This window comes from Affinirhizobium capsici, from assembly GCF_977018625.1.
Window position 1 is genome coordinate 1,631,272 of record NZ_CDRNXD010000004.1, and the last position, 12,578, is coordinate 1,643,849.

The following is a 12,578-nucleotide window of genomic DNA, read 5'->3' on the forward strand; positions in this document are numbered from 1 at the left end:
ATGAGTGAGCTTCGCAGCTTCTATCCGGAAATCGAACCCTTCGAGACGGGCTTTCTAGAGGTAGGCGATGGTCACCGCGTCTACTGGGAGCGGGTTGGCACGAAAGGCGCAAAACCGGCTGTCTTCCTGCATGGTGGTCCTGGCGGCACGATCAGCCCGACCCAGCGCCGTCTGTTTGATCCGGCACTTTACGATGTGATTTTGTTCGATCAGCGTGGCTGCGGAAAGAGCACGCCGAATGCATCGCTGGAAGCCAATACCACTTGGCATCTGGTGGCGGATGTTGAGCGTCTGCGCGAGATGATCGGCGCGGAAACATGGCTGGTTTTCGGGGGTTCCTGGGGTTCGACGCTGGCACTTGCCTACGCTGAAAAACACCCTGAACGAGTGTCTGAACTGGTTCTGCGCGGCATCTACACACTCACCAAAGCCGAACTCGACTGGTACTACCAGTTCGGCGTGTCGGAAATGTTCCCGGATAAATGGGAGCGGTTTCAAGCTCCGATCCCCGAGGACGAGCGCCATGAGATGATGGCCGCCTATCGCCGCCGATTGGTCGGCGATAATCGCGAGGAGCAGATGGCCTGCGCCCGCGCCTGGAGCCTGTGGGAAGGTGAAACGATTACGCTGCTTCCGAACCGGGACTATTCAGCGGCCTTTGAAGAGGATGATTATGCGCTGGCCTTCGCCCGCATTGAAAATCATTTCTTCGTTCATGCCGGTTGGTTGGAAGAAGGGCAATTGCTACGTGATGCCTATAAACTTAAGGATATCCCGGGCGTTATCATCCATGGCCGTTACGATATGCCCTGCCCGGCGAAATATGCCTGGATGCTTCACAAGGCCTGGCCGAAGGCCGATTTCCATTTGATCGAGGGCGCTGGACACGCGTTCCTGGAACCCGGGATTTTGGACCAGCTCATCCGTGCGACCGACCGGTTTGCTGGCAAGACTGCTTAATTTGAATGTTGCCTGACAAGGCATGGAGAAGACCATGGAACGGATCTATCTTTTCGACACGACCCTGCGTGACGGGCAGCAGACGCCCGGCATCGACTTTTCTGTCGAAGATAAGATCGCTATTTCGAAAATGCTGGACGAGTTCGGTATTGATTACGTGGAAGGAGGCTATCCCGGCGCCAACCCAACAGATACGGCCTTCTTCTCCGCCAAGCGTACCCATTCGGCGAAGTTCGTCGCCTTCGGCATGACGAAGAGAGCGGGTATTTCCGCAGCCAATGATCCGGGTCTTGCAGCACTTCTGCAATCAAAGACGGATGCCATCTGTCTTGTCGCAAAAAGCTGGGATTATCATGTGGCCGTCGCGCTCGGCTGCACGAACGAGGAAAATCTCCAGTCCATCCGCGAAAGCGTTCAGGCTGTGACGCAATCCGGCCGCGAGGCGATGATTGACTGCGAACACTTCTTTGATGGCTACAAGGCAAACCCGGACTACGCACTGGCCTGTGCCAAAACCGCCTATGAAGCTGGCGCACGCTGGGTGGTGCTATGCGACACGAATGGCGGCACGCAGCCAGATGAAGTACGCACAATTGTTTCCGCCGTCATTGCCGCAGGCATTCCCGGCACTTCGCTTGGTATTCATGCCCATGATGATACGGGACAGGCCATTGCAAATTCGCTGGCGGCTGTCGAAGCCGGCGTTCGCCAAATCCAGGGTACCTTGAACGGCATCGGCGAACGTTGCGGCAATGCCAACCTTGTCACAATCATTCCGACGCTGTCACTGAAGAAGACCTATGCCGACCGTTTTGTCACCTCGATCGATACGGAGCGGCTCGAGGGATTGACCCGCCTTTCGCATGCCTTCGATGAACTGCTCAACCGCTCGCCTCACGCGCAGGCACCCTATGTTGGCTCCTCCGCCTTTGCGACGAAAGCGGGTATCCACGCCTCTGCTCTGTTGAAAGATCCACGCACCTACGAACATGTGGTGCCGGAAAGTGTCGGCAATTTCCGCAAGGTCATGGTGTCTGATCAGGGCGGTAAATCCAACTTCCTCAACGCGCTGAAGCGCATCGGGCTTGATGTCTCGAAAGACGATCCGCGTCTCGACACTCTGATCTCGCTGGTAAAGGAGCGGGAAAATCAAGGTTACGCCTATGAAGGCGCGGATGCGAGCTTTGAGCTTCTGGCGCGACGCACTTTGGGTACCATTCCACACTTCTTCGATATCGAAGGCTTCCGCGTGATGGTCGAACGCCGGTTCGACGCCAATGGCCAGATGAAAACCGTATCGGAAGCAGTGGTTCGCCTGCTGATCGACGGGCACCGCATCATGTCTGTGGCGGAAGGTGATGGCCCGGTCAACGCCCTCGATCTGGCGCTACGAAAGGATCTCGGCAAGTTCAACCGCGAGATCGAAGACCTGGAACTGGTGGATTACAAGGTTCGCATTCTCAATGGCGGCACCGAGGCTATTACCCGTGTTCTCATTGAATCCATGGATGGTGACGGAACACGCTGGTGGACAGTTGGCGTATCGGAAAACATCATCGATGCTTCATTCCAGGCCCTGATCGATTCCATCGTCTACAAGCTCATGAAGAACCGGCATATGGCCGGAAGGCTTGCTGCTGAGTAAGCCCATTCACCTTCACGTAAAAGAATGAGTTCTTCACGGAAAAGAACTGGTTGCGGCTGAGCAAGAGGCGTAGACCAGCCCTTTCCGATTGATGAAAGGCAAAGACCATGGCAACCACCGATGCGGCTCCTGTTTCCGCTGGCCAGACGGGCGATTCGCCTAAGGGTTTTGCCTTTGCGCTGGCCGCTTACGGACTATGGGGCTTCCTGCCGATCTACCTGAAGGCGCTGGCCCATATTTCACCTTTCGAGATCCTGGCCCACCGTGTCATCTGGTCTGTGCCGTTCGCAGGCGTGATATTGCTTTTGATCGGCCGCACGGCGGACTTGAAGGCGGCCTTCCGTTCACCCAGAACACTTGCGATGGCAGTAGTCACCGCTATGCTCATCACCGTAAACTGGTGCACCTACGTCTGGGCCATTGGAGCAGGACGCGCCATAGAAGCCGCCCTTGGCTATTTCATCAATCCGCTGTTCAGCATTCTTCTCGGCTCACTGATGCTGAAGGAGCGCCTGGCACCGGCGCAAATCCTGGCCATCGGCCTTGTCGTGCTGGCTGTGTCTATTCTGACTTGGGATGCCGGGCACCTGCCCTGGGTATCTCTTACCCTGACATTCAGCTGGGGCTTCTATGCCTTCTTTCGCAAAACACTTCCTGTTGGTCCCAACCAGGGCTTCTTCCTCGAAGTGCTGCTGCTTTCCATTCCAGCGCTGCCTTACGTCATCTATCTTGAAATGAATGGCTCGGGCCATTTGACCAATGGCACGAGCCTCGATGCCTGGCTTCTGGCAGCCGCTGGATTTGCAACCGCCGCACCTTTGATGATCTACGCCAACGCGGCCAAGCTTCTGCGGCTGTCGACCATCGGCATCATGCAATACATCACGCCGACTATCGTGTTTCTCATCGCGGTCTTCATCTTCCACGAGCCAATGAACCCGGTGAAGCTGTTTGCTTTTCTGCTGATTTGGTCAGCGCTGGCGATCTACACGCTGTCCATGATGCGTGCCTATCGCGCCCGGTAGTATGCTCGGGATCTCAGGGTAGCCTGAGATCCACCGAAATTCAGAGTTTTGCGATGATCTCATCGCGACCATCATCAATCGGCTCATCGCCCCAAGCCTCGAGAATGGCAGGCACGATGTCATCTACATTGTCGATGACCATCAGCTGCAGAAGATTGGCATTATGAATGAAGCCTTGCCGCTTCATGTGATCGATCAGTTCCAACATAGGGTTCCAGAAGCCACCGATATTGGCGAAAACAATGGGTTTTCGATGACGCCCAAGTTGCGCCCAGGTCATGATTTCCACAATCTCTTCCAAGGTGCCGATGCCACCCGGCAGGGTGACAAAAGCATCGGCCCTTTCGAACATTTTGTGCTTTCGCTCATGCATGTCTTTGGTGATGATCAACTCGTTCAACTGACCGAGTGAATGCCGTGTTGCTTCCATATCCACCAGAAATTCAGGAATGATGCCGGTAACCTGCCCTCCGTTTGAAAGAACACCAGAGGCAACTGCACCCATGATGCCCTTGGTGCCGCCGCCATAGACCAAGCGCAGGTCATGCGTTGCGATGGAGCGACCAAGTGCGCGACCCGCAGCAACATAGGCAGGATCGCGTCCCGGTTGGGAACCGCAATAGGCGCAGATAGAACGGATAGTCACAGGGCATCTCCATATTTCAACACAATGTGTGCGGCCACTCTTGCAGAACAACGCAACCGCGATTTGCTGCAAAATAGCCCGTTTGAGAGCAGCAAACTCTCAAATTGATAAATTACCTGCTTAAAAGTGACGGGGAAACCGGTTTGCGGCAAGTGCAAAAGGCCACCAATCCTTGTGAACTGATGACGAAACCTGTAATCCGAAGCGATTGGCGGAGTGCCGCCAGGAGAGGTTTTGATGATTAATCGTGCCGTCTTGCTTGCCCTTGCAGCTCTCGCCATAGCCACCGTGTTGATGGTGTTTTTTGTCATGCCTCGGATTTCGGGCGAAGATAAGCCTTCAGGCACGTCCGCTAATTCTGCAAGCAACCAAGCAAAGCCGCAAACGGCTGGAAATGGGACTGCAGCGCAGACGCCCACAGCGCCTTCGCAGCCGCAGACTGCTAACCCCTCCGATCAAAATTCCCCTGCCGCTCCAAAGCCGGACCTGCTGCCAGCGCCTGAAAAGAGCAGCGCAGATGCAAAGGCTCCGGCGGCACCGGCAAAAACCACCACCGACGCATCTATCATTCCAACCTTCGACGTCTTGCGCGTTGAGCCCGACGGCTCCACGGTGATTGCCGGCCGAGCCGCCGCCGGTGCGCGTATCGAGGTGATGGATCAGGCCACAACAGTTGCAACGACAACAGCAGACAAGGCTGGTGAGTTTGTTGCCATTTTGGAAAAGCCCCTGCCCGCTGGCGATCACCAGCTCGTGCTGAAGGCAACGACGCCGGACGGCAAGACCGTCATCTCGGAGGAAATCGCAACCGTCTCCGTTCCGCAGAATAAGCAAAGCGAACTGCTGGCCATGGTGACCAAGCCCGGCGAAGCAAGCCGCATTCTAGCAAAGCCCGCCCCGCAGGGCAAAACGGAACGCGTCGCCGCTGACTCTGCGGCAAAACAGCCCGAAAACAAGGTCGCAAGCGAGCCAGCCACCCAGGCACCTTCGAGCGCGACAAGCGCCGAAGCAGTACCATCCGCTTCCGCGTCCTCGACGCAAATTCCACCGGCCGCCACGACTTCAACCCCGCCTGCCGACCTTCAGGTCAGTGCGGTGGAAGTGGAAGGCAGCAAGCTGTTCGTGGCTGGCATGGCCAAGCCCGGCGCTCGCTTGAAAGCCTACGCGGATGGCCAGCTTCTGGGCCAGACAACCGCCAATCCTGACGGCAGCTTTGTGATTGATGGCACGCGTGAACTGAGCGTCGGCGAACACAAGATCGCAGTGGATCAGGTCGGCGCTTCGGACCAGGCACTGGTGCGCGTTGAGGTTCCATTCAACCGCCCCGCAGGCGATCAGGTTGCGGCCGTTGCTTCGCCACAAAATGGCTCCCCGCTCACCCCGATTGATTCCGGCGCGTTCGACAAGCTTCGCAACGAGGTGGGCAAGGCATTCCGGCTATTGCAAAATCTTTATGCCAATGGCGCAACGCCCAGCATGGAACAGGTAGCTGCGGCTCGGTCCGCGGTGACCATTTCGCTTCGTTCATTGACGGAATACCGACTTCCAGCAGGTGTAGACGCAAACACGAGTGCCATCGCGGCGACCACCATCAAGGCTGCATCAGATGCGCTGGCGACACTGGAAGCGCTTCCAAAGGATGTTGAGACGGTTGGCAAAAACCTTGAAACTCTGGGTGCTATGATTGCTCGGGTCACCTCTTCAGCTCTGCCTTCAACGCAAATTGCGCCGCAGGTGAGCGTACCGGCGAACAACCAGATGTCCGAGGCTTCTCCATCTGCTTCGCCGCGCACCATCGAACAGGCTCCGCTGACCAAGAGCGATGCCGCATCCGTCATCATTCGCCGCGGCGATACGCTCTGGCAGATTTCTCGCCGCGTTTATGGTCAAGGTGTTCGCTACACCACGATCTACCTCGCGAACCAGGATCAGATCGCCAATCCCGATGTGATCCAGCCGGGCCAGATCTTCGGCGTGCCAAAAGATGCCCTGCCTGAGACGGAAGCCGAAAAAATGCATCGTGATCGGCTTAAGAAAAATTGAGCGAGAGGTGCTGGAAACGGCGCCTTTTACTTTCTAATACAGACGAAGACGAATTTCCCCCAACTTCCCGTGTGACGCGTTGAATTGCAAAGCCGCAACGCGTAAGTGAGAGCCTCCTTTCGGAGGCACCCATGGCAGACAAGCAGAAAACCGTTTCAGCGGATTCCAGCAATCCGCTGGAAACCATCGTGAACCTATGGCCCTATATGTGGCCGAGCGGGCGTCCAGATCTCAAGGCGCGCGTGATCTGGGCGACGGTTTTTCTGATTGTCGCCAAGCTTGTTCTCATTGGCGTACCCTATTTCTTCAAATGGGCGACAGACGCGCTGAACGGCAAACTGGATATGGCGGGCATCCTGCCCATGTTTTTGCTGGGTGCCGTGGCGCTCGTCATTGCTTATAACCTCACGCGCATCATCCAGCTGGCCCTAAACCAGCTGCGCGATTCATTGTTTGCCAGCGTCGGGCAGTATGCGGTTCGCCAACTCGCCTACAAGACGTTTGTGCATATGCACCAGCTATCCCTGCGCTTCCATCTGGAACGCAAAACGGGCGGCCTTTCGCGCATCATCGAGCGCGGCACCAAGGGCATTGAAACCATTGTTCGCTTCACCATTCTCAACTCGGTTCCCACGCTGATCGAGTTCCTGTTGACGGCGATCATATTCTGGTGGGCCTATGGCTTCACCTATGTCGCGGTCACCGCCATCACAGTCTGGGCCTATATCTGGTTCACCATCCGCGCCAGCGACTGGCGCATCGGCATTCGCCGCTCGATGAATGCGAGCGATACCGATGCCAACACCAAGGCCATCGATTCGCTCCTGAATTTCGAGACTGTCAAATATTTCGGCAATGAGAGGATGGAAGCAGAGCGCTTCGATGCCTCGATGGCCCGGTACGAAAAGGCGGCCACACAAGTGTGGACCTCGCTTGGCTGGCTGAACTTTGGACAGGGCGTGATTTTCGGCCTCGGCACCACCATCATGATGGTATTGTCTGCCATGGCCGTTCAACGTGGGGAGCAGACGATTGGAGATTTCGTTTTCGTCAATGCGCTGCTCATCCAGCTTTCCGTTCCGCTGAACTTCATCGGCTTTGTCTATCGCGAAATCCGCCAGGGCCTGACCGATATCGAACAGATGTTCGATCTTCTCGATGTGAAGGCCGAAGTGGTGGACAAGCCGAATGCCACCCCGCTTCAGATCGGGAACGGGCATATCACGTTTGAGAATGTTCATTTTTCCTATGACCCGGAACGCCCGATCTTGAAGGGCATCAGCTTTGAGGTTCCGGCAGGAAAGACGGTGGCTATCGTTGGGCCTTCCGGTGCGGGCAAATCCACAATCTCGCGCTTGCTTTATCGGTTCTACGATATCCAGGAGGGGTCTGTTCGCATCGATGGGCAGGATGTGCGTGATGTGACGCAAACGAGCCTTCGAGCCGTCATCGGCATGGTGCCGCAGGATACGGTGCTGTTTAACGATACGATTGCCTATAACATTCGCTATGGTCGTATTTCGGCCAGCGAAGATGAGGTGCTGGCGGCCGCCGATGTCGCGCAAATCGGGACCTTCATTCGCAAACTTCCCGATGGCTTCAAGACCATGGTGGGCGAGCGTGGATTGAAGCTCTCCGGTGGTGAAAAACAGCGCGTTGCCATTGCGCGTACTATTTTGAAGGCGCCGCCAATTCTCATTCTCGACGAGGCGACATCCGCACTCGACACAACGACAGAGCAGGAAATTCAGGCGGCTCTCGACGTTGTATCCAAGAACCGCACGACGCTGGTCATCGCGCACCGCCTTTCCACTGTCATCAACGCAGATGAAATCATCGTATTGCGCGACGGGCAGATTGCAGAACGCGGCACACATGCAGGGCTTCTGGCACAAAACGGGCTTTATGCCTCAATGTGGAACCGTCAGCGCGAAGCAACGCAAGCGGAAGAGCATTTGCGGCAGGTCCGAGAAAGCGATGACATGGGCGTTGTGGTGCGCAAACCGCCCGCCACATAAGACATTCACGGTTAATCGCTTCATCGTTATGGCCTGTTGCCAAAGTCGGAACCGGATTGCTCCGTCGCGTGTTTGCCTGTAGTCAGCTTATCCAAGCACCAAAAGCTGGACAATCTGGAGACTAACCTTTGGTCAATCTACTCGATACCATCCGCAACACACTCGTTCCGATCCACAAGGAAGGCTATATCTTCGTCATCGCCTTCTTCGTGGCATCGCTCGTCCTGGGCCTCATTGCCGCCCCGCTGTTCTGGATCGGCCTGGTTCTGACATTGTGGTGCGCATACTTCTTCCGTGATCCGGAACGCGTCGTGCCACAGGATGACGATATCATCATCAGCCCGGCTGACGGTCGGGTGTCTTCCGTTCAGATGGTCGTTCCGCCTGCGGAACTCGATCTTGGCAATGAGCCGATGCTGCGCATCTCCGTCTTCATGAACGTATTCGATTGCCACGTGAACCGGGCACCAGCGCGAGGTCGGGTTTCTCAAATCGTTTATCGCCCTGGCCAGTTCGTCAATGCGGAACTGGACAAGGCGAGCGTGGACAATGAACGTAACGGCATGGTGATTGAAACCAAGCACGGCAAGCTGGGCGTGGTGCAGATCGCAGGCCTCGTTGCCCGCCGCATCCTTTGCTTCGTTCATCAAAACGAGCCACTGGACGCCGGTGAACGCTTCGGCCTTATCCGCTTCGGTTCGCGCCTCGACGTTTATGTGCCGGAAGGCGGCCAGCCGCGTGTTTCCCTTGGTCAGCGCACCATCGGCGGCGAGACCGTAATTGCCGAATTCAACACGATCAAAGGTCCGACGATCAGCCGTCGCAATTGACCCATAGAGGCTACCATGAGTGAAAACGTAAGCCCGGAACGAGACGATAACGACGACGCACGTGGTCCTCGTTTTCGCGAGATCCCTTTACGGCTCATGGTGCCGAACCTGATCACAGTGCTCGCGATCTGCGCGGGCCTGACTGGCATCCGCCTCGCTTTCGAAGGCCGCTTCGAACTCGCCGTGGCCATGGTACTTCTGGCAGCCTTTCTGGATGGTATTGACGGACGGGTCGCCCGGGCACTCAAGGCAACGTCGAAATTCGGCGTGCAAATGGATTCGCTGGCCGACATCATCAATTTCGGCGTAGCCCCTGCTCTTGTTCTTTATGTTTTCGTGCTGGATCAAATGCGCTCTCTCGGCTGGATTGCAGCCTTGATCTACGCCATCGCTGCAGGCCTGCGCCTCGCCCGTTTCAATGTGATGGCTGAGAGAGAATATAAAGCGAAGTGGCAATCCGAGTTCTTTGTTGGCGTGCCAGCACCCATGGGCGCACTTCTGGTGCTTTTGCCAGTCTATCTTGGCTTTCTGGGTATCGATACGAGCGGCGGCTTCGCCGTCGGAGCAACCCTGTACACTGTACTGATGGGTTATCTGTTGGTCAGCCGCGTGCCGGTCTGGTCGGGTAAATCAGAGACACGGGTACGTCGAGATTTGATGCTGCCGCTTCTTTTGGGCGTTGTCATCTATGTTGCGCTTTTGATGAGCTATACTTGGCAGGTTCTCTCTGTGACTGCCGTTGCCTATCTCCTCTTCCTCCCCTTCTCTGCCCGTGCCTGGAAGCGCCGATACGGCACGTTGACCATTGAAGATGATCACGCGAACATTTAGAATAGGGATACTGGACGATTTTGTGCACCGCAGTAAAGCAACTCTATACCAAGCTTGCGCAAAACTTACACTCCGGATTAACTCAAAACATTCTCTAGTAACGAATTGTTAATGATTAAAATAAGCTTAGAGAATTTGATTTAGATCTAGACAAGACAAACTTCTGCCTGTTTTCCTCTGCAAATAAGCTGCACAAGAATCAGTTTCTGGAGGAGACATTATGCAACAGGCTCAACACGCTGCATCCAAGCACACCAACGATCTTCACGCCCCTCTGCGCCCACTTGCCATCAAGGCTGTTGTCGCGGCCGCATTGATGGTGAAGCGGAATGCGCTGAAGAAGGCCTGAAGCCTTGATTTGTGAGATCGCGATCGGCCGCATTGGGTAACGCCCAACGCGGCCGATTTGTTTTGAAATATGCTGTCTCAAAAAAGCGAGAGCTGTCCTTTGTCCTTAGCCGTCTTGCCTGATGGTTCCGGCAAGGGTTTTGCATCCAGCAACCGCTCCTGCACATCTGGCCCCATGTTTGCAACTTTATTGACGCGATCTGACACTGGAATGGCCTCGAAGAAATCCGGCTGAACTGGCGCTAGCAGGTTCTGGATTGCCTTTGGTTCCTGCGTCTTGCAATCGAGCCATGCCTCAAAATCCTCAGGTTGAATGACCACCGGCATGCGTGCGTGGATGGGCTTGATGGCTGCATTGGCATGAGTGGTAAGAATGGCCGCCGTATCGACCTCCGATCCGTCTGCCGAACTCCACGTCTCCATCAAGCCCGCAAAGGCGATAATCCCGCCCTTCCGCGGCTTGATCCAATAGGCTTGCGCCTTGCCGCCCTCATCCTTCGATGGCCGATGCCATTCGTAAAAGCCAGAGGCTGGTATCAGGACCCGGCGATGGCGCATGGCCGCACGAAAGGATGCTTTGCCGATTGCCGTTTCCGCGCGGGCATTGATAAGAAGTGGAAAGTCATTCGGATCTTTTACCCAACCCGGAATGAACCCCCATCGAGCCAGCACAGCCTTTCGTGGCGGAAGGTTGCTGCCGGGCGAGCTATGTTCTCCCGCGACAATCAGGAGGATCGGTTGCGTCGGCGCAATGTTGTAGCGCTTCGGAAAATCGTCGATGTCGATCACGCTGAGGAATTCGAGAATATCCTCGGGTGTCGCGGTCAGGGCATAGCGTCCACACATGATTCAGAAATGGCACTGCCCATGGTATGCGTCAAGAATCGCCGATCAACTCGGTCTTGGCCCGAGTAGAATAAGCGCGCAGCCCGCCAGACAGAGTGCAGAACCCGCCAAGTCCCAGCGATCCGGCACACGTCCCTCAACAGTTAGAAGCCACAACATGGAAGCCGCCACATAGATGCCGCCATAGGCCGCGAAGGTGCGTCCTGCAGCTTCGCTTTCCACGAGCGCCAACAGCCAGGCAAAGCTAATAAGACTGATGATACCCGGAGCCAGCCAGAAAACAGATTTGCCCAGCCGCCACCAGGCCCAGAACGCGAAACAGCCGGAAATTTCCGCTAATGCGGCAAAGGCGAAGAACAGATAGGTTGCCATGTGTCTGTGTCGCAGTTCCACATCTGCAATTCAATAGAAATGCCCAAAAGGCCTCTGGAGCAAGTATTCATGTCCGTGAAAGTCAGCGCAGCCTCATCCGCCATTCTGGAACGTGAGGGTCGCTTCCTGCTCATTCGCCGCCGCAATCCACCCTCTGCGGATCTCTTTGCATTTCCGGGTGGTCGCGCAGAAGATGGCGAAACGCCGGAAGAGACCGCACTTCGCGAGTTTGAGGAAGAAACCGGCATTCCTGTGCGCGATCCGGTTTTGTTTGCGACCTATGATTTGCCGACCAAAGACGCCTCTGGCCGAATCATCAGCCATTTCTTTCTCTCGGTTTTCCTGGTGCAATCCGATTCGCAGGCACAGGCCATAGCGGCTGACGATGCGAGCGATGCTGGATGGTACACGGCCGAAGAGATACGCACCCTACCCGTACCAGCCAGCGTTTTGGAGTGCGCTGAACGATTGGCTGCCAAGCAAGAAGCCATCTGAGGGCGAATCATCTATCACGGCACTCATAGAATATCGCACAAGCACAGAAGATAGGCCGCCTTCATGTTCCGTTTGATTCTCATGGCTTTGTTGGTGGCTGGGCTTTCAGGGCCAGCTGCTGCACAGAAGAAGAGCGCGGCACCCGAACCGCCTCAGCCTGCACAAAACCCTGGAGTGGAAGAGAAGGTTGCACCCTATGATTCGCGCCTTGTGCGGCTGGCTGAAATTTTGGGATCAGTGCACTATCTCCGCAATCTATGCGGCGCAGCGTCTTCCGATTGGCGTGCCCCAATGCAGGCTTTGCTCGACGCGGAAACCATAAATGAACCCAAACGACGAGAGAAATTGACGGCATCCTTCAATCGAGGTTACAGGGCATTTGCAGCGGTGCACACATCCTGCACGCCGGCAGCAAGATCGGCTGAAGAAACTTACCGTAACGAAGGTGCAACACTGGCGGCGGAAATAGCGACGCGCTACGGAAATTAGCCGTTTATTTACCTCTTTCTCCATCGGGGC

13 protein-coding genes are annotated in these 12,578 nt (G+C 55.8%); 10 read left to right on the forward strand and 3 right to left on the reverse strand.

The window, feature by feature from the left end:
- From pip to rarD, 3 genes are all read left to right on the forward strand, one after another.
- Positions 1 to 960 (forward strand): prolyl aminopeptidase, encoded by a 960-nt coding sequence (pip, locus tag AC0JZ1_RS11270; protein WP_471882450.1) that lies wholly within the window; start codon positions 1 to 3, stop codon positions 958 to 960.
- Between the two features lie 22 nt (positions 961 to 982).
- Positions 983 to 2,605 (forward strand): citramalate synthase, encoded by a 1,623-nt coding sequence (cimA, locus tag AC0JZ1_RS11275; protein ID WP_471882451.1) that lies wholly within the window; start codon positions 983 to 985, stop codon positions 2,603 to 2,605.
- A gap of 107 nt (positions 2,606 to 2,712) precedes the next feature.
- Entirely contained in the window at positions 2,713 to 3,630 is a 918-nt protein-coding gene (gene rarD, locus AC0JZ1_RS11280) for an EamA family transporter RarD (protein WP_471882452.1), read from the forward strand.
- A 40-nt stretch (positions 3,631 to 3,670) separates the two neighbouring features.
- Here the strand turns inward: rarD and AC0JZ1_RS11285 are convergent, their stop codons facing one another.
- Complete coding sequence (locus AC0JZ1_RS11285) at positions 3,671 to 4,276, reverse strand: LOG family protein (RefSeq protein WP_471882453.1); 606 nt, start codon at positions 4,274 to 4,276, stop codon at positions 3,671 to 3,673.
- A gap of 234 nt (positions 4,277 to 4,510) precedes the next feature.
- On the opposite strand from AC0JZ1_RS11285, the gene AC0JZ1_RS11290 reads away from it, so the two are divergent.
- The 5 genes from AC0JZ1_RS11290 (at position 4,511) to AC0JZ1_RS11310 (ending at position 10,347) form a co-directional block, all read left to right on the forward strand.
- On the forward strand, positions 4,511 to 6,319 hold the full coding sequence (locus AC0JZ1_RS11290) for a LysM peptidoglycan-binding domain-containing protein (RefSeq protein WP_471882454.1): 1,809 nt from the start codon (positions 4,511 to 4,513) through the stop codon (positions 6,317 to 6,319).
- Between the two features lie 131 nt (positions 6,320 to 6,450).
- Positions 6,451 to 8,337, forward strand: coding sequence for an ABCB family ABC transporter ATP-binding protein/permease (locus AC0JZ1_RS11295; RefSeq protein WP_471882455.1), 1,887 nt, complete (start codon positions 6,451 to 6,453; stop codon positions 8,335 to 8,337).
- Between the two features lie 128 nt (positions 8,338 to 8,465).
- Positions 8,466 to 9,167, forward strand: a complete 702-nt coding sequence (locus tag AC0JZ1_RS11300; protein WP_471882456.1) for a phosphatidylserine decarboxylase — start codon at positions 8,466 to 8,468, stop codon at positions 9,165 to 9,167.
- Between the two features lie 15 nt (positions 9,168 to 9,182).
- A complete protein-coding gene (pssA, locus tag AC0JZ1_RS11305) occupies positions 9,183 to 9,998 on the forward strand; it encodes a CDP-diacylglycerol--serine O-phosphatidyltransferase (protein ID WP_471882457.1) in 816 nt (271 codons plus the stop codon).
- Positions 9,999 to 10,218: 220 nt separating this feature from the next.
- Positions 10,219 to 10,347, forward strand: a complete 129-nt coding sequence (locus tag AC0JZ1_RS11310) for a hypothetical protein (protein ID WP_471882458.1) — start codon at positions 10,219 to 10,221, stop codon at positions 10,345 to 10,347.
- 77 nt (positions 10,348 to 10,424) lie between these two features.
- On the opposite strand, the gene AC0JZ1_RS11315 is transcribed toward AC0JZ1_RS11310, so the two are convergent.
- Together AC0JZ1_RS11315 and AC0JZ1_RS11320 are read right to left on the reverse strand one after the other, a co-directional pair.
- Complete coding sequence (locus AC0JZ1_RS11315) at positions 10,425 to 11,192, reverse strand: SOS response-associated peptidase (protein ID WP_471882459.1); 768 nt, start codon at positions 11,190 to 11,192, stop codon at positions 10,425 to 10,427.
- A gap of 45 nt (positions 11,193 to 11,237) precedes the next feature.
- On the reverse strand, positions 11,238 to 11,564 hold the full coding sequence (locus AC0JZ1_RS11320) for a YnfA family protein (protein WP_471882460.1): 327 nt from the start codon (positions 11,562 to 11,564) through the stop codon (positions 11,238 to 11,240).
- A 69-nt stretch (positions 11,565 to 11,633) separates the two neighbouring features.
- Between AC0JZ1_RS11320 and AC0JZ1_RS11325 the strand changes: the two genes are divergently transcribed.
- On the forward strand, positions 11,634 to 12,059 hold the full coding sequence (locus tag AC0JZ1_RS11325; protein WP_471882461.1) for an NUDIX hydrolase: 426 nt from the start codon (positions 11,634 to 11,636) through the stop codon (positions 12,057 to 12,059).
- A gap of 63 nt (positions 12,060 to 12,122) precedes the next feature.
- The gene (locus AC0JZ1_RS11330; RefSeq protein ID WP_471882462.1) at positions 12,123 to 12,548 is read left to right on the forward strand and encodes a TIGR02301 family protein; all 426 of its coding nucleotides are present in this window, start codon (positions 12,123 to 12,125) and stop codon (positions 12,546 to 12,548) included.
- The last annotated feature ends 30 nt before the right edge of the window (positions 12,549 to 12,578 follow it).

Bases quoted from the DNA above. Each gene is read 5' to 3' on its own strand.
- rarD (WP_471882452.1), top strand. From the start codon at position 2,713: ATGGCAACCACCGATGCGGCTCCTGTTTCCGCTGGCCAGACGGGCGAT.
- AC0JZ1_RS11315 (WP_471882459.1), bottom strand. From the start codon at position 11,192: ATGTGTGGACGCTATGCCCTGACCGCGACACCCGAGGATATTCTCGAA.
- AC0JZ1_RS11295 (WP_471882455.1), top strand. From the start codon at position 6,451: ATGGCAGACAAGCAGAAAACCGTTTCAGCGGATTCCAGCAATCCGCTG.
- AC0JZ1_RS11325 (WP_471882461.1), top strand. From the start codon at position 11,634: ATGTCCGTGAAAGTCAGCGCAGCCTCATCCGCCATTCTGGAACGTGAG.
- AC0JZ1_RS11320 (WP_471882460.1), bottom strand. From the start codon at position 11,564: ATGGCAACCTATCTGTTCTTCGCCTTTGCCGCATTAGCGGAAATTTCC.
- pssA (WP_471882457.1), top strand. From the start codon at position 9,183: ATGAGTGAAAACGTAAGCCCGGAACGAGACGATAACGACGACGCACGT.
- AC0JZ1_RS11310 (WP_471882458.1), top strand. From the start codon at position 10,219: ATGCAACAGGCTCAACACGCTGCATCCAAGCACACCAACGATCTTCAC.
- cimA (WP_471882451.1), top strand. From the start codon at position 983: ATGGAGAAGACCATGGAACGGATCTATCTTTTCGACACGACCCTGCGT.
- pip (WP_471882450.1), top strand. From the start codon at position 1: ATGAGTGAGCTTCGCAGCTTCTATCCGGAAATCGAACCCTTCGAGACG.
- AC0JZ1_RS11330 (WP_471882462.1), top strand. From the start codon at position 12,123: ATGTTCCGTTTGATTCTCATGGCTTTGTTGGTGGCTGGGCTTTCAGGG.